We start from the raw sequence: 18380 nt of genomic DNA on the forward strand, positions 1-18380 counted from the left end.
CCTAATAAGCGCCAGCGGCTTTTAAACCCCCGTTAGTTTCAGCTACCTCGCCAACTCAATACCAGGCATGGCGATAAAGCCTGGCAGCGCTTTGATTCGTGCAATCCAGGCGGCAATGTTTTGGTAAGGGCTAATATCCACATCACCTTCCCAGGCCAGCGCCACATAAGGAAATACCGCACATTCGGCGATAGTCGGCCTGCCTGCGGCCAGCCATTGATGCTTAGCCAAATGCTTGTCTATCAGCCCTAAAATATGTTCACTGCGCATCAGTGCCAGCGGCGCATCCAAATTGGCGCCGAATTTTTTAATCAGCCTGGCCGCGCTCGGCCCATGTTGGATCTCATTAGCTGCCACGGATAACCATTGCATTACCTGCCCTTGCAAGTGCGCTTCTCCCGGCCACCAGGCCTCTCCACCGTAGCGACCGGCTAAGTAAACCAAAATCGCCTGGGCATCACGCAGTACCAATGCCTCGTCTTGCAGAATCGGCACTTGCCCCCAAGGGTTGAGGCTGCAAATGGCTTCACTTTTATGTTCGCCGCGGCTAAAGTCCACGGCCACCAACTCCAGCTCAATCTGCGCTAATGCCGCAAATAAACGCACCTTATAGCAGTTACCCGACACCTCTAAATCATACAGTTTCATTACGCTTACCCTCCTCAGGGATCAATTGATTAAACTCCAGTACATTGCCGTCCGGGTCGCGAATAAACAGCGCCACCCGCCGCGGTCCTATCCGTTTGGGCCCCTCAGTAATCACTATGCCTTGTTGCTTCAGCCACAACTGAAACTGCTCAATGTCAGCCACCAAAAAAGCTGGATGGGTCATACCGGGCAACTTAATGGGTTCATCTAACAGCACATTTCGGGCATCACGGCGGGTAACGCCGTTGAAAATCAGGTTAATTCTTACCCCTGCCGGGCTGACCATTTCATTGGCCTCACCGTAGGAGATTCGATAGGTTTCACGAAAGCCCAAGCCTTCGTAGAAACGCAAGGCGCGCTTGCGGTTGGATACCCGGATCCCCACATGGTCATAGCCAATGACAGGCTGTGGGCATTCAGCCATGGTTAGGTTCATGGAATTAAATCTCCCGTTTGATTGTACGGGATGCAGTCTGCCAGCTTTCAAATATCAAGATAATCCGGTAATTTTGGAAAAAATATTTCCGAATAATGGAATAAAAATGGACCGTCTTAACGCTATGGCCATGCTGGTTAAAGTCACAGAGACCGGCAGTTTTTCTGCCGCCAGCAAAGCCCTGGGGGTGCCGCTTGCCACCTTAAGTCGCAAAGTGTCAGACCTGGAAAAGCAACTAGGCGCTCGCCTGCTTGTCCGAACAACCCGAAAACTCAGTCTGACTGAAGCTGGAATTCACTATGTAGCAGCGTCTAAGCGAATTCTTGAACAGGTTGAAGAAGCAGAGCGCCAGGCCGGTGGTGAATATACTCAGCCTAAAGGAGAGCTGGTGATCACCGCCCCACAAATGTTTGGCCGCTTACATGTGCTGCCGGTTATCAGTGAGTTTCTGGCCAACTATCCTGAGATCAGGATCCGCTTATTGCTGGCAGACCATAACCTGGACTTAATCGAAGAACATGTGGATATGGCGGTTAGAATCGGCCGGTTGCCCGACAGCACTATGGTCGCCACCCAGGTCGGTAGCGTACGAGTCATCACCTGCGTAAGCCCGGCACTTCTATCAAACATACCTGCGCTCAGCCACCCTGAAGATTTACTAGAATTACCTTGCGTCACCCAAGATACCAACCGCAATGCAACAACCTGGCGCTTTAAGCAGCCCGGTAGCTCTAATTCGCTGGAATTAGCTATTCAAGCAAGACTTTCCGTCACTAATAGTGATGCTGCCCTTTGCGCCGCTATACGCCAAGTGGGGATTACCCGACTGTTGCACTATCAAGCCGCCGATGCCATTGCAAAAGGTCAGGTGCAGATAATTCTGCCGGAATATGAGCCATCCCCCCTGCCTATACATTTACTGCATGCTTCCCGCGGTATCATGCCGCTAAAAATGCGCAGTTTTCTGGACTTTGCTGCACCAAGGCTCAAAGATAGTGTTAGCGCCTTGCAAAGCCCTCCGTCCGGCTGACCTATGTTTCGCTAACAGCCCAGTTGGCCCAGGGAATACTGGTGCCTGGTTATGGTCTTGATTTATAAAGTGAGTATAAATGTGATTAACTTTTTATTGCTGATCGCGTTATTGCAGCTTCCTGGCGCAGTTGCTCAAACTGAGCCGCTTAGCGTTAAAGCCCAGCCCGGTCAGGCAGAAACCTTATGGCAGAGACTGTCTGACAGCATTATGAAGACAGACGAGCTGACGCCTTCGGGATTGATATACAGCCCATCTCAACCCAATCACTTTGCGTTACTTCCGCTTCAGGATCCCCACGCCTTCACGCAGTTAATCTCCCAGATGCAGCAAGCAGAAGATTTTTCCATCGAGGAGATTAATCTGCCAGCGGGGAAGCTGATTAACCTGATATATGATGTTTCAACCTGGGAGCGGTTTGGCGTCGGGCTATTTTATCAGCACGGTACTTGGTACCGCTTCTATCATGCAGGGGTATCAAGCAAAAACTTTACGCCTATGTTTGATTTATCACTAGTCGGCAACAATCAGGTTGAGGCCATCCTTTGCATCGCTGATTGCAGTTGGTGGGGACGCAATGCCCTGGTGTTGCTGGATATGCAAGCGCTACGAGTCGATATTATTGAAGAGGTGTCCATGTCCTATCTGGACTGGGTCAATCAATAGCCAATTTAGGCACTCGTCTAAATATGCCCATCTTGAGTAATACAGAGAATAGCCGATGGTGATTACAGAGTGGCTGTCATCCTGGTTGGGGTTGGACAGGGCCTATTGCAGCCCAGTTTTATCCATTCGACAACGCACCTACCAAACACAACTTGCCCGGGAATTTAAACGCCAGCGCCGCAAGGCACAACAGATGCAACAGCAGGGGTGGCATTGGGGCAACACTGGGTATTTGGTTGCGCAAGCCATTGCGCAGGTGCAGCAAATATGTGTTTGGCCAGCCACCGAATCCAGTGAGATGTACTTCACCAGAGTGCAAACGGAACTGGACGCGCTGAAAACACAATGGCGCAGCAACAGCATGGATGAAGCGGGCTATGCCAGCGCCACGGTGAGTTATTTTCAGCAACAGGTCCGGTTTAAACTAGGCCATTTTTGTCGCATTCAGGAAACGCCAAACTGAATGGGTGACTAAAAAACCGGCTTAAATCGGTACAAATGAACATCGCCAAAATGTCGCGTATCTTGATAATTTTCATAACCGCCTCCCTCTACAGCTCCCGACAACATAATTAACTCATAGGTGTCAGGATTGATATAAACTTCCATAAGATAATAACGAGAAGAACAACCACCATCTAGCCTGAATTGGCCTATCACTATAGACTGTTCCTCTCCTTCTCCGAATAGCATGGTACAGAAGTCCAGGCTGGAGAAGTCAATCAGAGCAGATTTATCAGCCTGTTGAATCTTCAAGGTTGGTTTTTTAGTGTTTTTTTCCCATTTCCACCTTAATTTGGCCGATTCCACCATTCTCCGCTGGCTATGATATTCATCTTCACTGATATCCTTCACAAACTTTCCATCAGCAGAATATTGGCTATAAACTTCTACTTTCCCATCCCGCCAATGAGATATAGACCTAGATAAATAAATATTTTTTGCTTTATCAAAAAAAACACTAGTATAAAGCACCTCGTTTTTTAATTTTTCGATATCAGCAATTCGTTGAATATCATGATGATTATCTATAGAAAACAGTTTACTCCCGCCAGAATCAAGTATTACTACATTTTTTGACCGACCTATCCAGCTTCTATTAAAAACTGCATATCTAGAATTAAAGCCAGAATGAAAAAAACTCATACCCTTACTGGAACTTGAGTCTTTATAATGTTCGATACCTTCATTCACTAATACAGAAGCTTGATTACGTAGTGGCTTACCATCCAAGTTAAAAATGAAATTATCATTTTTATTTCTACCAGAAAAAATAACAAATTCACTGGCAAGATACATATCTACCAACGAAAATGATTGGCTTAAGGCTGCACTAAAATTAACGGATTTATACAATAGGTACGACTTAGGCAAACGCTGGGATAAACAGGGCGCCAGGCTACTAATCGCACCCTGCATCCCATTGAATCCGCTGGCAGGTTCAAACTTATCACAAGCATTGTTTAAGGCACTTAACGACGATAATTCATCCTGTACCTCGGCGATGCGCTCTGCAAAAAACGCTTCATTTTCTTCTGTTTCGTCCAACTTACGCTGCTGATGACTAGCATCAAATTGGCGCCATATTGCCTCATCGCTTTGATTTTTGTTCGTAGCAGGGGCAAGTTCTATATCTTCTATCGCCTGTATTTTTTGCTGGTTTAGCCAATTCCCCGCTGGGAAAAGATTTATCTCAGCCTCAAGCACTTCGCTGATAGCATTTACGCTAATTCCCCCCTGTTTTAGCAACCTGAGATAATAACTTTTAGCTTCAGAGCCACTCAAATGCCCTGAAAGACTGTTATTTAAAAATACTGCATCCCACGCTGGGCTATCTGGAACATTAAAACTTATATCCTTACTCGCCGACTTGCCCATTACCCCCGGATCGCACTCAATATAATTTCCAGAGGTAAGCTCAGTATGGAATTTCAATTTCAATCGATACAGGCTTATTTTATTTTCAACCTCTTGTGGCAAGCGCGGATAAGCGGTGTTGCTGGCATTCTTCCCGTATATGGTGTTAACGGCAGTCTTTGCACTCTTAAAGGCCCAGGTCGCCAGGCAATATACAACCGGCTCACCGGCTAAAGTATAAATTGCCAGTTTGGCATCAATATCTACCACAGCCATGCCATTGGGCTCAGCGTCGCCTTCATAGCCATCCAACATTGAGGCAGGAAAAGGTACGTTTACATTACGAAATTTCAGTACATCGGTTTCAATGCGGTGATTCAGCTTTTTGTCTAAAGAGTCGTTGGCAAGCGCACTGGCAATTACACAACTATAAACAAGCACCGCGAGTAAAAACTTGCTCATAATGCCACTCCATCTATAATTTTCTTCGCATCGGATGAATATCGCCCACATTTACCTTCCAGAGTCAGATAATAACTTGCAAAACTTTCCGCTCTTTTCAGCCAATTTGCTTTATCTTCTTTCATTCGTATCGTTTCAGAAGCGCGAAGTGCACTCAGAGCGTAAAAGTAATAAAACGCCGAATTTAACTCTGGCATTTCATCAAGTTCACGGGACTTATCCATAAAATAAAGGGCAACCTTATAATGCTCCTGAGAAAAGGCATAGGCAGCAGCCTGCATATTGGCCTTATCACTTCCCTTTGTTGTTTTTACTTTATTGTAAATGGACTTTTGTATATTTTTTTCTTTTTCCGTCAGGAAAACATAACGAACGAATTTCGGCACTGCCGTACCACTGGGAATGCTATAGCTACCTAAGTTTTTCAGATCGCTTTTAGCGCAGCGCTGCAGCGCTGTGACATCATTTTTATTTTGGCCACTGGCAGCCACCACTTCCGCTCGGATTTCACTGACAAATGATTCGGCAATTTCAACGGCCTGTGCAGGGATATAATTTATCAGGCTGACAAATTTTCTATGCTCGGCAATAAGCATTTTTTGCTTTGTCTCGGATAGCGAAAAGGTATCCGTCATTCTCTTGATAGATTTTTCGTTGACCACATACAAAAACACCGCACAGGTTGCTAAAATCAGCAATGCTTTAACCACACCTTGTGATGCTGAAGAGATTCTGGTGTTATCTGTATCGGATATATAAGAAAAGGAATATATAGATTTTATAATTAAAGCCAAGCTGCCAGCCAGAAACAACCAACCCAAGTATTGATTACCTTTATAGCCAAGCCACTGATTAATGAAGAAAAAATAGATTAAGACCTGAGATAAACCCAGCTCTTCAGAATATTCCTCAATTATGGTACCTACTGTAACTAAGGCAGCAAAGGTACTCAGAATAAAAATACAAAATAAGCCAATAGGCGCAGTAAAAAAATACGACAAAAAGCCAATAATCAACCAAAAAATTGTTGCAGCTTTCAAAATAAACTTCCTTACCTACTTCAAATGTCTCTGGACATATGTGAATTAACGTCACTATCACTCAAAAGCTTTTACCATGAATAAACAATAAAATACCGAAAATGGGCGACATCCTGCATTTACTTGCCAACTTTACAACGCAAATTGTCCTGAATATTCCCCAGCACAGTGGCAACATAATCGGCCAGCGGGCCTGGCGTTAAACCTAGTGCCCACTGACAAAAACCCGCCGGGTAATTCTGCTGATAAACATAGTTTTCAAGCATGGCTAACACCTGATAGCCCAAAAGCGGCTCAGTGGTGTCAGCCATTTCATCGTCAATAGCTTGAGGGACATCCAGCGTCACATAAGGCAACAGATACAAACTCGTCTGATCCCCTTGCCCAAGCAGCTCCTCAATTATCGCTAATGCTTGTTGCACTCGACCATCGCGCGCCATAGCAAAGGCAAGCAAACGCTTATCGTCCAGTGACTGAGATGCTTTCAACACGCGGTCCATATGCTGATAAAGCCCTTGCCAAACCTCACCAACATGCGGGGCGGGGGCTGTGGCCATCAACCTTGCAGTTATATAAGGATACTTGGCAAAAGCACGGTGCAGAAAACTAATGTCTCGGGGATTTTTAGGGCGGATCCACTCTCCCATCAAGGAATAGGTACCTTGCTGAATCAAACGATAAGCCTCTAGTAACCAAGCTTCATCAGCTTGGTCAAACAGCCCTACGGGTAAGCCTATGGGTGGCCTTCGCTCAGAAAATTCAAAAACCTTATTGTCACCACAGCGGTAAGCTTGGTTTGCCCAAAGCGTTTCCGGCGGTGCAAACATAATAAATAAACTCGCACGATGGGGCTGTCGCTGTTGGCAGGCGTAATCAAGTATTTCAAGGAGTTTGCTATGGTTTGTGATCTCATTGAGTCGATAGCTTGGTGAGGACTCATGGCTACTACCATAGGCAATCAGATGTGCCATTAAAATAGCGACAAGCATTAGCCTGGCGGTTGCCCAAGGCTTAAGTACACGAAAAAGTGGTCTCATCAACGACCCATGACTCAAGGTTAACTAACGGTAAGTTAAGGAAAATTTGTGCAAATTACCAACACTTTTAACCTACCCCGCAGAATGTCATATCCAACAAACTGACTGACAAATACAGCTTACTTAGCTTATAAAGCTACCTTGCAGTCAAATTAAAGGGCGATGAATGTGGACCAGCTTGCACTGAATTGGGAAACCGAACAGGCGAAGAAAGGGCAAGTGGCTAAAACCAGACTTTGTGTAACGATAAACGGCAGGCGGCTTACCGACCTGGTAGCAGACTATGAAAAACAACAGCAGTTTTCGCCATTCAATGACGTGTTTTTACACCAAGCCGATGTTCAATACTATTCGCAGGCCAACTGGTTACAGAGCCTTAAAGAGGGAAAAGCCTCGATCATACTGTTAGGTTGCAGCTGTGGGCAGGTTGAATGTTCTTTCTTTACCGCCGATGTATTTAATCGCGACGGCTGGGTTTTCTGGCGTTTCGGCGGCTGGCCAGAGAGGGACTACTCTGAAATGCAAACCTATTGGTTTGAACTTTCTGCATATCAACGCACGGTTGAGGATGCACTATATCAACTGCATAAAGATAAATAGCTCAATGTTGAGGGCTAAATATCAACGCCAACGCCTATTTTGTTGGTTCGTTTAAAGCTAGGGATGATTTAAGATTCTGTGGGCATCAGAAAGAGAGAAAATGGTCGGCGTGAGAGGAATTACTCCGGACTCCTGTCCTCCGCCCTTCGGGCCAGCTGAAGCTGTTCCAATGCGTTCCAGACGCATTGGTGAACTCCGACGGTAACCGCTAACGCGCTTATGTCGCAGGTTCGTTGAAAGCTAAGGAAGATTTAAGATTCTGTGGGCATCAGAAAGAGAGAAAATGGTCGGCGTGAGAGGATTTGAACCTCCGACCCCTGACACCCCATGACAGTGCGCTACCAAGCTGCGCTACACGCCGACTGAAGAGGCTGCAAAGTTTACTTATTTTACCTGGCTTTGCAATGCCCAGATGACAGAAAAAAGTTTGTTTGCCGATTATCTGTGCAGCCTGGGCAAGCTGTGTGCAATTTTAGGTGCGCCTGGGCTCAACTGCGACTGCTGTCGGAGCTGATACGGCTGGCTGTAGCGCCCTTCTGATCTTTGTATTTGGCATCCTGACGGGCGTTATAGGGTTTCTCCGCAAAATCAGACAACACTTCAAAACTTAGCGCTCCAATTTTCATATTAGGACGCAAGGCCAGTGGCAACTTACCGCTGTTAAAAAACTCCAGCACGATATTACCAGACCAGCCAGGGTCAATACGGTGCGCCGTCACATGCACCATCAGGCCCAAGCGTGCCAAAGACGAACGACCATCCAGCCAGCCTACCACGTTGGCCGGTAAGGTTACCGATTCCAGGGTAACCGCCAGGGCCAGTTCACCCGGATGTAAAAAGAAGGCTTTGCCTTCGGCGATTTCAATCTCGTCACTCATCACCGATTCCAACGCCGCTTCCATTTCTTCGCGACGGCCGCTTAGGTCAATATAAGGTGCAGCGTGATCTTCAAATACCCGAAACTTATTGCCCAGACGAATATCCACGGTTACCCCGCTGATCATATTGTCCTCAGGCATAGGCTGAATCTGGATCTTGCCTTCATTAAGCCAGGTTTTGATGTCTTTATCGCATAAACGCATGGTGATTCTCGGTTGGCAGGTGAAATCGGGGCACAAAAGTGTGAGGCCGTCATTATTCCTGTGCCCCCGTTTAGATTCAATGCTTTTAATCAGCTTCTTTTATGCTGATATCAATGGCCTGCGCCTTATCCTGGCCACTGATATACAACTGTTTAGCCAATTGCCGGGCCGCCGCCCCATAAGCCTGGCTGATGGCACTTTGAGGCTTATCCACAATAAGGGCTTTGCCGGCATCAGTGTATTCGCGAATATGGATATCCAGCGGGATATGCCCAAGTAGCGGCACCTTGTTCTGCCCACTGATGCGCTCGCCGCCCCCCTGGGCAAACAAAAATTCCTTATGCCCACAGTTCTCGCACTGGTGATAGCTCATATTCTCCAGCACTCCCAATACCGGCACCTTGACCTTGTTAAACATGGCTATGGCCTTTTGCGCATCGGCCAGGGCAATATTTTGTGGGGTGGTCACCACCAGCGCACCGGATACCGGCACCTGCTGCGCCAGGGTTAGCTGAATATCACCGGTACCGGGCGGCATATCAATCAGCAGATAATCCAGCTGTGGCCATAAGGTCTCATTCAATAACTGCTGCAAGGCTTTGCTGGCCATGGGGCCGCGCCATACTGCTGCATCGTCGGCAGGCACCAGATAGCCGATACTGTTAGCCACCAGCCCATGGGCCCGAAGCGGCTGCATATGGCGGTTGTCACTGGACTCGGGATGCTCACCGGCATTCCCCAGCATAATGGGAATGGAAGGGCCATAAATATCAGCATCCAGAATACCGACCCTGGCCCCCTCAGCTACCAGCGCCATGGCCAGATTGATTGTAGTGGTGGACTTACCTACCCCACCTTTCCCCGACGCCACCGCCAGTAAGTTTCGAATGGATCTGTGACCGCGTTTGGCATCACCGCCAAAAGCAATGCTCTGACGGATCTGGATCTTATCTCCCCCATCCAGCTTTTGCAGGGCCAGACTCAGCGCTTGATGCTGTGACAGGCAGGCAAACGGCAGGGTTAGAACCAAACCGCCGTTTTCAGGCATAAACCAGCCACTGACCTTTTGCTCGGGCAATGAGAAAAAGCGTGCAACACAAGCAATAAAGGAAGAAATATCAGTGCCAGCATGGCGTTTTTTAAAAAACAACGGCGAACTCCTTGCTACAACTTACAGAGAACTATGATTAGGGCGCAGATTTGGGTAACATTTGCCTCTTTTCAAACTCCACCCTCTATTACGATTCTTAAGGCGGTTATGGCAGATTCGCAACGTAAAATTCTGGTTACCAGTGCCCTTCCCTATGCAAATGGCTCCATTCACCTGGGCCACCTGCTGGAACATATTCAAACGGATATCTGGACCCGTTTTCAGCGAATGCGCGGCCATCAGTGCTACAGCGTGTGCGCCGACGATGCCCACGGCACCCCGGTTATGCTCAAAGCCCAGGAACTGGGTATCAGCCCAGAGCAAATGGTGGAGCAAACCCGTGCAGAGCATCATCAGGATCTGCAGGATTTTCACGTGGAGTACGACAACTACTATATCACTCACTCGCCGGAAAACCGTGAACTGTCCGAGCTGATTTATCGCCGCCTTAACGATGCAGGCTATATTAGCAAACGCACCATCAGCCAGCTATACGACCCGGAAAAACAGATGTTCCTGCCGGACCGTTTTATCAAAGGCACCTGCCCGAGCTGCGGCGCCGAAGATCAAAACGGCGATAGCTGCGATGTCTGTAGCGCCACTTACAGCCCTACTGAAGTGAAGAATCCACGCTCTGTGGTATCCGGCGCGACGCCGGTGCTGAAAGACTCCGAGCACTATTTCTTCGACCTGCCGCAATTTGAAGGCATGCTCAAAGACTGGCTGAAAAGCGGTGCCATTCAGGAAGAAATGGCCAACAAACTACAAGAGTGGTTTGAAGACGGCCTGCAGCAGTGGGACATCAGCCGTGATGCGCCCTACTTTGGCTTTGAAATTCCCGATGCACCCGGCAAATACTTCTACGTATGGGTAGATGCGCCGGTTGGCTACATGGCCAGCTTTAAAAATTTCTGTGACGCCAATGGCGTGGACTTTGACAGCTTCTGGAACAAAGGCACCGACACCGAGTTGTATCACTTTATCGGCAAGGACATTACCTACTTCCATTGCCTGTTCTGGCCGGCCATGTTGGAAGGTGCGGGTTTCCGCAAGCCAACCGGTGTTAACGTGCATGGTTTTGTGACCGTCAACGGCGCCAAAATGTCCAAGTCCCGCGGCACCTTTATCAAAGGCCGCACCTACCTGGATCATTTAAACCCTGAGTATCTGCGTTACTACTTCGCCAGCAAACTGAACGAAGGGGTAACTGACATCGACCTGAATTTCGAGGACTTTGTGACTAAGGTCAACTCGGATCTGGTGGGTAAGGTAGTCAATATCGCCAGCCGCTGCGCCAGCTTTATCAGCAAAAAGTTCGACGGCAAGCTGGCCGCCGAACTGCCGGAACCGGCGCTGATTGCCGAGTTCCAAAATGCCAGTGAGTCTATTGCCCAGGCCTATGAAAAGCGCCAGTACAACCGTGCTATCCGCGAGATCATGGCCCTGGCCGATAAAGCCAACCAATATATTGATGCGCAAGCCCCCTGGGTAACTATTAAGGATGAAGACAAACAACTGCTGACTCAGCAGATTTGTTCACTGGGGATCAATTTATTCCGCATCCTGATGGTGTACTTGAAGCCGGTACTGCCCAAGCTGGCCGAGCAGGCCGAGCTGTTCTTAAACGACCAGTTGGATTGGACCTCAGCCCAGCGTGTTCTGACAGACCACAACATCAATGCCTTTAAAGCACTGATGCAACGTGTTGAAACCGACAAGGTAAATGCCGTGATCGAAGCCTCTAAAGAAAACCTGCAAGCCAAAACAGCCGGCCCCGCGCCAGACAGCCCGCTGGCAAAAGACCCTATTGCCGCCACCATCGAATTCGATGATTTTGCCAAGGTTGACCTGCGTATCGCCAAAATTGCCAAGGCTGAGCATGTAGAAGGCGCAGATAAGTTATTGCGTTTGCAGCTGGATTTGGGCGGCGAAACCCGCCAAGTATTTGCCGGTATCAAGTCGGCTTATCAGCCTGAAGATCTGGAAGGCAAGCTGACGGTGATGGTAGCCAACCTGGCCCCACGTAAGATGCGCTTTGGCTTATCTGAAGGCATGGTGCTGGCAGCAGGCCCAGGTGGTAAAGACCTGTGGATCTTAGAGCCGCACGAAGGTGCCCAGCCGGGTATGAAAGTGAAATAAGTAAAAAAGCGCCCTCGGGCGCTTTTTTTATATATTGGCCTGCTTGGCAATAAAGGCCGGTTTAGGTGACCACTTAGGCTTTTGCAAAGAAAGCGGAATCTCTCGCTTTTTACCAATCAGAATGTATACCGAACCGAACCAGCGGCAATAATGACTGGCCCACTGCTGAAACTTATTGTCAGGATTGACCTGACGGTCAAACAATAGTTCGGTGTGCAGCAGGCAGCGCTCCTCAACAATTTCAAAGCCCAGCAGGTTCATCCAATCCTTAATACGCATCATGGAAAAGCAACGGGCATCATGTAGCAGGCTGTCGGCACGCAGCGGTATATATTTGGCAAGCCCAGCCAGACTTAGCGGATTAAAGCCAATCAGGGCCAGATGCCCATCCGGCATCATCACCCTATTAACTTCACGCAGTATTTGATGCGGATCCTGGGCAAAATCCAGCTCAAAGGCCAGAATGCAGGCATCAATACAGCGTTCCATAACAGGCAACTGGCGGGTTTTCGCGGTTATTCCCGGCGCTTTGCCCAGACCATTATGTATTGAAACTTGATGCTTAATGGGGCAATCAGGTAAATCAATGGCCGCACTTAATTGCCCGACTTTAAGCAAGTGGTAACCAAACCAATGACGGCTGGGCTCCAGCAAACGCTCGGCCACCACTTGCTGCAATAGCAAACCACTGGGCAAATCTTGCCAGGTGGAAGGATAGCGGGGCTTTTTGCTGATCAGAGCCGGCTTCATAGGAACCGTCAGGCTATTTGGCTGTCTTAGGCTCCTAGCATACCAGTTTTATTGCATAGCTGTTACGCTGTTATCCGTTGTGATTTTTATGTGAGAGATGTCGTTGATGCTGACCGTTTCTGCCATTCCTGCTTTTACCGATAACTACATCTGGTGCGTGCATTCAGCGCAGCACGCCTTGCTGGTTGACCCGGGAGAAGCGGCGCCTGCTCTGGCTTTTTTACAGGAGCGACAACTGCATCTGACCGATATTCTGATCACCCACCACCATGCTGATCATATCGGCGGATTAAAAGCCCTGATAGCAGCTTATCCGGATGTGACCATCCATGGCTTGCAATCGCAACGTGTACCGCTGGTTAATCATTATGTTAGCCCGGATAACACCTGCACTATCAAGGCCTTTGAGCTGGATTTTGAGGTCATGTTGTTACCCGGCCACACCCTGGACCATATCGCCTTTTATCACCCTCAGGTTGGTCTGTTCTGTGGGGATACGTTGTTCAGTGGGGGCTGTGGACGATTATTTGAAGGGACCCCTGCGCAGATGTTTGCCTCATTGACCCAATTGGCAGAGCTACCTGATGATACTAAGGTCTATTGCACCCACGAATATACCCAGGCTAATTTGCGCTTTGCGCTAGCGGCTGAGCCAGATAATCAAGCCCTTAAGGACTACAGCGTCTGGGTGGATACCCAGCGTCTTGGTAATAAGCCTACGCTGCCCAGCAGTATTGGCCTTGAAAGAGCCATTAACCCCTTTTTACGCTGTGACAGTAAGCAGGTTCGCTCACAAGTTGAACAATACCAGGGTATAAAAGCCAACTCCCCAGAGGACGTATTTGCCGGTTTACGGGGCTGGAAAGATCATTTTTAAGCCTTACAATGGCAGCACTATCTACCGCCATAAACGGTAGCTCACAGAATGACCCTAGACGGCCGATAAGATTCCAAGGAATTACTTGGTTGCGTCAGAACAACGAGAGAATCAGGTACGCCGATGAGAAAATTACTTTTTATTGTTCCTTTGTTGGGACTAAGTGGTTGTATGACCACCGAAGAATTAACTCAGGTTGACGAGCAACAGAACAATGAGCTGGAAATTGCCGCCCAGGTTATGCAGGCCTGTGAAGAAGTAGAGCACGATAGCGAAACCTGCCAGATTGCGCAGGAGGGAACGATCCCCATCACGCATCCTGTTGATGAGATCAATCACCCTATCGAGACCGTGCCGGAACTCATCGATCACCCAGAAGAAGTGCAGCAGATTACTAACTTGTGGTCGCGAATTGCCAGCCAGTTAGCTTTCGAGGTGCCGGATGACAAACGGGTTAAAGTGCAGCAGGATTGGTATCTTAAACATCCCAAATACATGGACAGGGTCAGTAAACGTGCCGCACCCTTTTTGTTCCTGATTGTTGAGGAGCTGGAAAAGCGCAAGCTGCCGATGGAACTGGCCCTCCTCCCCATAGTAGAAAGCGCTTTTGACCCTTTTGCTTACTCTCATGGTCGCGCCGCCGGTATGTGGCAGTTTGTGCCTGAAACAGGCAAACGTTTTGGTTTGCACCAAAGTTGGTGGTATGACGGTCGTCGTGATGTTCTGGCATCCACCCAGGCGGCGATGGATTACCTTGTCTACCTAAACAAAATGTTTGACGGTGACTGGTTACATGCTTTGGCTGCTTACAATAGTGGTGAGGGCCGTGTGGCCCGGGCCATCAAAAGTAACAAGCGCAAAGGCAAAAACACTGACTTCTGGTCTCTGGATCTGCCTCGCGAAACCCGCGCCTATGTACCTAAGTTGCTGGCGCTGGCCAATATTTTGAAAAACGCCGATACATGGGATGCCAAATGGCTGCCCATTGAGAATCGTCAGGTAACCGGCGTTGTTGATGTAGGCTCTCAGATTGATTTAGCACTGGCCGCTGATTTGGCAGGCCTCAGTGTTAAAGAGTTACATGCCCTCAATCCTGGTTACAACCGCTGGGCCACCGACCCCAAAGGGCCACATACCTTGTTGCTGCCTTTGGAGAAAGTCGACAGCTTTATGATTGCCCTGAATGATCTGGATGAGTCCAAGCGTCTCAATTGGGTTCGCCATCAGGTTAAAAGTGGTGACAGCCTGCTCAAGCTGGCGCAGAAGTACCATACCTCGGTAGACGTGATTCAGCAGGTCAACGAGATGAAAGGCAATATGATCCGCGCTGGCGATCATTTACTTATCCCGGTTGCCCTTAAATCCCAGGATTATTACAGCCTGTCAGCCGAACAGCGCCTGGCAGAGACACAATCTAAGCCACGTGCGTCCTATCAGCTCAGCCACCAGGTTAAAAGTGGTGATACCCTGTGGGATCTGAGCCGCAAATATGACGTGAATGTGCGAAATCTGGCCAAATGGAATGGTATGGCTCCCACCGACCCTTTGATGCCGGGTAAAAAGCTGGTGATTTGGGTAAATAAAGTGTCCAGCACCCAGTCAGACAACGCGATTATGCGCACTGTAACTTACACGGTCAGAAACGGTGACTCACTGGCTCGCATTGCTGGTAAGTTTAAAGTGGGGGTTGACGATCTCACCCGCTGGAATCAACTTAATGCCAAGAAGCATCTACAACCCGGCCAGAAGCTAAAAGTGCATGTGGATGTGACTAGGATCTGAGTGAGGAGTGAGAAGTGAGGAGTGAGGAGTGAGGAGTGAGGAGTGAGGAGTGAGGAGTGAGGAGTGAGGAGTGAGGAGTGAGGAGTGAGGAAACATCATGACTTGCTATTGTGGCAGCACTCTATGGAATTGGTTGAACACATTTACGCACTCACACACACTTTCCCTCGTTCGGAACAATTTGGTTTGATTTCACAGATGCGCAGAGCTGCCGTGTCTGTGCCATCAAACATTGCCGAGGGCGCAGCCAGAGAGAGTAACTCAGAATTTAAACATTTTTTGGTTATCGCCAGAGGCTCATTGAGTGAATTGGAAACCCAACTGATGCTTGCAGATAAACTCGGCTTTTGTTCTAACACCAAACCACACATGGATCGCCTGGGGGTAATATTTGCGCTGCTGGGTGGACTCATACGTAAACAAAATAACGCCTCTTCACCTAACATTTAACTCCTCCCTCACTATGCTTAATTTCAGTCTAAAGCGCTTACGGGAAAGCCATGAAGGTACCTGGCTTTTACTGGACTTTTTTATGCTGGGTTTGCTTATCCTTAACCTGGCGCTGATTTTGTTCGACTCGCTTTACGCCACCAATATGGTGAGACAATCATTAAATCAGCTCTCTCCCGCCTTGCTTGACTGGTACCAACCGCTGCACGCCAATTTTATTTTGATTGATTTGGTGTTTGTGGGCATATTCCTCAGTGAGTTTATGCTGCGCTGGTTGGTTGCCATCAAGCGCAAAGACTACCTGCGCTGGTACTTTTACCCTTTTATCCACTGGTACGATTTAGTCGGCTGCATCCCGGTTGGCGGTGCCAGGTTTCTGCGTTTTTTACGCATTTTTTCCATTCTCTACCGCTTACAGAAATACAAAATCATTGATATCAAAGACACCGCGCCTTACCGCTTTTTACGTTTTTATTATCAGGTTTTTGTGGAAGAAGTCAGTGACCGAGTGGTTATCAAGGTGTTGTCTGATGCTCAAGATGACCTGCGCCAGGGCTCGCCATTACTGGACGATATTATTAATAAGGTACTGGCTACCCGCAGGCCTGTGCTATGCCAGTGGTTGGCTTCTATATTGGTGCATTCCGGCCATACCCTTAACCATGAACAAAGCGGTGAAGTGGTACGCCAGCATGTGCAAGATAGTGTGACTAAAGCGGTACGCGACAATCAGCAAGTGGCTCGTCTGCGTCTGGTACCAGTGCTGGGAGGTAGCGTTGAGAAGATGTTGGAGAATGCCGTCTCCGATATTGTGGTACAGAGTTTGGCTAACCTGTTGTTGGATGTCACGCCGGATAAAATTGACCAGTTGATGACACATGGGCTGGGGGCCAGCAACTTGCAGGAACAAGCCCTGGATCAGGAAATGCTAAAGGTTGTGGATGAATGCTTGCAACTGCTTAAAGAGCATGTGGGCAAACAACGCTGGAAAGATGCTTTATAGAAGTGGCGACGTGCTGTTCTTTTTCACCTGATACATCAGGCTGTCTGCGACACGTAATAAGGTCTCTTTGTCTTGCCCATGGTCAGGGTAAATAGCCAGACCAATACTGGCTGAGATTTGCAGTTGTATATCGGCGAGCACAAAAGGCGCTTCCATGGCTTCAAGAATTTTCTCCACCACCAATTCGGCGTCCCGACTGTCATTAATAAAATTCAGTAATAAGGTAAATTCGTCTCCACCAATACGCGCCACCGTATCGGTATTACGTACCGCACACTCCAGCCGCCGCGACGTTTCAACCAGAAGCATGTCACCTACATCGTGGCCATAAGCATCGTTTACCTGCTTAAACTTATCCAGATCCACAAATAACAAACCCACACGCGATTGATTTCTGGCGCCAAGCTTAAGCGCCATATCAAATCTGTCCATAAACAGCATACGGTTTGGCAAGTTAGTCAGAATATCGTGGGAAGCCAGATACAAAAGTTTTTCTTCTGCCTGCTTGCGGGCAATAGTGGCCGCTATCTGGGTGCAGACAAACTGCAGTAACTGTTGTTCGTCTTGCGCCAGCCATCCCTGACAACGTTGAACCGACATGGCACCAATCACCTGTCCTTGTGCCCGAAGCGGTAATCCCAGCCAGTCACAATGCACCGTGTTCGCCGTCTGCTGCGTATTACGACGTATAAGTTCCCCCGTGGTGACTACCTTGTGCAAGGCCAGCATATCCTCGGCATCGGCTAAAGGTATGGGGCAATCATCGCTTTGGTAAACCGTCTCGGTCTGGAGTGTGATGGGATCGCTTAGCAGTAATGTTAAACCACAGCAGTCCAACAAATTAGACAACATCTGATGAATGCCCTGATAAATGGACTGCAGATCCTGTGCCCCGTAGGCGGTTTCGGTAATCCGGTAGACCGCTTCCCTCACCCGCTCGGCTTGCTTTATGCGGGTGACATCACGGGCCACGGCAACCCGTACCCGTTCTTTTTCCAGCCAGCGGGCCGACCACATAATATCGATGATGCGACCGTCTTTGCGTATGTATCGATTTTCAAAATGACGCTTAGGCTGCCCTGCCATAATCTCACCGGCTGCCTTCAAAGTGCGCTGCCGATCAGCAGGGTGTACCAGTTCGATCATGGGTTTACCCACCAATTCATGCTGCTTATACCCCAGGATCTCTTCACAGGCGGCACTTAAGAATAAAAACTGCCCATGCTCGTCTACCACGCAAACTGCATCCATCAGTTGATCGAGTATGCCAGCCAGAACAGATTGAATGTGTTGCGTCACGTCGTCACAGAAAAACACTACTTGAGGCCTATAGCATGACGTATTGAGCCTCAGTTGCCTAGTGGAACCTGG

Annotated in this window: 18 protein-coding genes and 1 tRNA gene; 9 read left to right on the plus strand and 10 right to left on the minus strand. The window is 48.5% G+C overall.

The window, feature by feature from the left end:
* Positions 1–42 precede the first annotated feature (42 nt).
* Together KJY73_RS17805 and KJY73_RS17810 are read right to left on the minus strand one after the other, a co-directional pair.
* Complete coding sequence (locus KJY73_RS17805; protein ID WP_214345035.1) at positions 43–648, minus strand: glutathione S-transferase family protein; 606 nt, start codon at positions 646–648, stop codon at positions 43–45.
* Complete coding sequence (locus KJY73_RS17810; RefSeq protein ID WP_232848719.1) at positions 635–1084, minus strand: VOC family protein; 450 nt, start codon at positions 1082–1084, stop codon at positions 635–637. Before KJY73_RS17810 ends, KJY73_RS17805 begins: the two co-directional genes overlap by 14 nt.
* A gap of 106 nt (positions 1085–1190) precedes the next feature.
* On the opposite strand from KJY73_RS17810, the gene KJY73_RS17815 reads away from it, so the two are divergent.
* Genes KJY73_RS17815 through KJY73_RS17825 form a run of 3 tightly spaced genes read left to right on the plus strand, consistent with a single transcriptional unit; the run spans position 1191 to position 3243 of the window.
* Positions 1191–2114 carry a LysR family transcriptional regulator gene (locus KJY73_RS17815; RefSeq protein WP_214345036.1) on the plus strand — a complete coding sequence of 308 codons (924 nt, stop codon included), beginning with the start codon at positions 1191–1193 and terminating at the stop codon, positions 2112–2114.
* 51 nt (positions 2115–2165) lie between these two features.
* Positions 2166–2780, plus strand: coding sequence for a hypothetical protein (locus KJY73_RS17820; protein ID WP_214345037.1), 615 nt, complete (start codon positions 2166–2168; stop codon positions 2778–2780).
* Between the two features lie 55 nt (positions 2781–2835).
* Entirely contained in the window at positions 2836–3243 is a 408-nt protein-coding gene (locus KJY73_RS17825) for a hypothetical protein (protein ID WP_214345038.1), read from the plus strand.
* Positions 3244–3251: 8 nt separating this feature from the next.
* Here the strand turns inward: KJY73_RS17825 and KJY73_RS17830 are convergent, their stop codons facing one another.
* From KJY73_RS17830 to KJY73_RS17840, 3 genes are all read right to left on the minus strand, one after another.
* Positions 3252–5099: a hypothetical protein gene (locus KJY73_RS17830; RefSeq protein ID WP_214345039.1), complete on the minus strand. Its 1848-nt coding sequence runs from the start codon at positions 5097–5099 to the stop codon at positions 3252–3254.
* A complete protein-coding gene (locus KJY73_RS17835) occupies positions 5096–6139 on the minus strand; it encodes a hypothetical protein (protein WP_214345040.1) in 1044 nt (347 codons plus the stop codon). The genes KJY73_RS17830 and KJY73_RS17835 overlap by 4 nt, the downstream gene beginning before the upstream one ends.
* A gap of 119 nt (positions 6140–6258) precedes the next feature.
* The gene (locus tag KJY73_RS17840; protein WP_214345041.1) at positions 6259–7176 is read right to left on the minus strand and encodes a hypothetical protein; all 918 of its coding nucleotides are present in this window, start codon (positions 7174–7176) and stop codon (positions 6259–6261) included.
* Positions 7177–7344: 168 nt separating this feature from the next.
* Between KJY73_RS17840 and KJY73_RS17845 the strand changes: the two genes are divergently transcribed.
* Positions 7345–7776, plus strand: coding sequence for a hypothetical protein (locus KJY73_RS17845; RefSeq protein WP_214345042.1), 432 nt, complete (start codon positions 7345–7347; stop codon positions 7774–7776).
* 284 nt (positions 7777–8060) lie between these two features.
* Here KJY73_RS17845 and KJY73_RS17850 read toward each other — a convergent pair.
* The 3 genes from KJY73_RS17850 to apbC all read right to left on the minus strand — a co-directional run bounded on the left by KJY73_RS17850 (position 8061) and on the right by apbC (position 10008).
* Positions 8061–8137 (minus strand) — tRNA-Pro (locus KJY73_RS17850).
* 127 nt (positions 8138–8264) lie between these two features.
* Positions 8265–8858, minus strand: coding sequence for a dCTP deaminase (dcd, locus tag KJY73_RS17855; protein ID WP_214345043.1), 594 nt, complete (start codon positions 8856–8858; stop codon positions 8265–8267).
* 85 nt (positions 8859–8943) lie between these two features.
* A complete protein-coding gene (gene apbC, locus KJY73_RS17860) occupies positions 8944–10008 on the minus strand; it encodes an iron-sulfur cluster carrier protein ApbC (protein WP_232848720.1) in 1065 nt (354 codons plus the stop codon).
* 108 nt (positions 10009–10116) lie between these two features.
* Between apbC and metG the strand changes: the two genes are divergently transcribed.
* Positions 10117–12147 (plus strand): methionine--tRNA ligase, encoded by a 2031-nt coding sequence (gene metG / locus KJY73_RS17865; RefSeq protein ID WP_214345044.1) that lies wholly within the window; start codon positions 10117–10119, stop codon positions 12145–12147.
* A 27-nt stretch (positions 12148–12174) separates the two neighbouring features.
* Here metG and KJY73_RS17870 read toward each other — a convergent pair whose 3' ends face one another.
* The gene (locus KJY73_RS17870) at positions 12175–12897 is read right to left on the minus strand and encodes a class I SAM-dependent methyltransferase (RefSeq protein WP_214345045.1); all 723 of its coding nucleotides are present in this window, start codon (positions 12895–12897) and stop codon (positions 12175–12177) included.
* A 97-nt stretch (positions 12898–12994) separates the two neighbouring features.
* Here KJY73_RS17870 and gloB point away from each other — a divergent pair, with 97 nt between their 5' ends.
* The 4 genes from gloB (at position 12995) to KJY73_RS17890 (ending at position 17009) form a co-directional block, all read left to right on the plus strand.
* Positions 12995–13774, plus strand: coding sequence for a hydroxyacylglutathione hydrolase (gloB, locus tag KJY73_RS17875; protein ID WP_232848721.1), 780 nt, complete (start codon positions 12995–12997; stop codon positions 13772–13774).
* Positions 13775–13897: 123 nt separating this feature from the next.
* On the plus strand, positions 13898–15556 hold the full coding sequence (locus KJY73_RS17880) for a lytic transglycosylase (RefSeq protein WP_214345046.1): 1659 nt from the start codon (positions 13898–13900) through the stop codon (positions 15554–15556).
* An 84-nt stretch (positions 15557–15640) separates the two neighbouring features.
* Positions 15641–16006, plus strand: a complete 366-nt coding sequence (locus tag KJY73_RS17885; protein WP_332874225.1) for a four helix bundle protein — start codon at positions 15641–15643, stop codon at positions 16004–16006.
* An 82-nt stretch (positions 16007–16088) separates the two neighbouring features.
* On the plus strand, positions 16089–17009 hold the full coding sequence (locus tag KJY73_RS17890) for an ion transporter (protein WP_232848722.1): 921 nt from the start codon (positions 16089–16091) through the stop codon (positions 17007–17009).
* Here KJY73_RS17890 and KJY73_RS17895 read toward each other — a convergent pair.
* Positions 17004–18308, minus strand: coding sequence for a diguanylate cyclase domain-containing protein (locus KJY73_RS17895; RefSeq protein ID WP_214345048.1), 1305 nt, complete (start codon positions 18306–18308; stop codon positions 17004–17006). The genes KJY73_RS17890 and KJY73_RS17895 overlap by 6 nt on opposite strands.
* Positions 18309–18380 lie beyond the last annotated feature (72 nt).

The sequence above is a fragment of the Bowmanella yangjiangensis genome (assembly GCF_018531185.1).
GTDB classification, from domain to species: domain Bacteria; phylum Pseudomonadota; class Gammaproteobacteria; order Enterobacterales; family Alteromonadaceae; genus Bowmanella; species Bowmanella yangjiangensis.

Excerpts from the sequence above, each read along its gene's own strand:
- KJY73_RS17805 (WP_214345035.1), bottom strand. The coding sequence starts at position 648 with ATGAAACTGTATGATTTAGAGGTGTCGGGTAACTGCTATAAGGTGCGT.
- KJY73_RS17810 (WP_232848719.1), bottom strand. The coding sequence starts at position 1,084 with ATGAACCTAACCATGGCTGAATGCCCACAGCCTGTCATTGGCTATGAC.
- KJY73_RS17815 (WP_214345036.1), top strand. The coding sequence starts at position 1,191 with ATGGACCGTCTTAACGCTATGGCCATGCTGGTTAAAGTCACAGAGACC.
- KJY73_RS17820 (WP_214345037.1), top strand. The coding sequence starts at position 2,166 with ATGGTCTTGATTTATAAAGTGAGTATAAATGTGATTAACTTTTTATTG.
- KJY73_RS17825 (WP_214345038.1), top strand. The coding sequence starts at position 2,836 with ATGGTGATTACAGAGTGGCTGTCATCCTGGTTGGGGTTGGACAGGGCC.
- KJY73_RS17830 (WP_214345039.1), bottom strand. The coding sequence starts at position 5,099 with ATGAGCAAGTTTTTACTCGCGGTGCTTGTTTATAGTTGTGTAATTGCC.
- KJY73_RS17840 (WP_214345041.1), bottom strand. The coding sequence starts at position 7,176 with ATGAGACCACTTTTTCGTGTACTTAAGCCTTGGGCAACCGCCAGGCTA.
- dcd (WP_214345043.1), bottom strand. The coding sequence starts at position 8,858 with ATGCGTTTATGCGATAAAGACATCAAAACCTGGCTTAATGAAGGCAAG.
- metG (WP_214345044.1), top strand. The coding sequence starts at position 10,117 with ATGGCAGATTCGCAACGTAAAATTCTGGTTACCAGTGCCCTTCCCTAT.
- KJY73_RS17870 (WP_214345045.1), bottom strand. The coding sequence starts at position 12,897 with ATGAAGCCGGCTCTGATCAGCAAAAAGCCCCGCTATCCTTCCACCTGG.
- gloB (WP_232848721.1), top strand. The coding sequence starts at position 12,995 with ATGTCGTTGATGCTGACCGTTTCTGCCATTCCTGCTTTTACCGATAAC.
- KJY73_RS17880 (WP_214345046.1), top strand. The coding sequence starts at position 13,898 with ATGAGAAAATTACTTTTTATTGTTCCTTTGTTGGGACTAAGTGGTTGT.
- KJY73_RS17890 (WP_232848722.1), top strand. The coding sequence starts at position 16,089 with ATGCTGGGTTTGCTTATCCTTAACCTGGCGCTGATTTTGTTCGACTCG.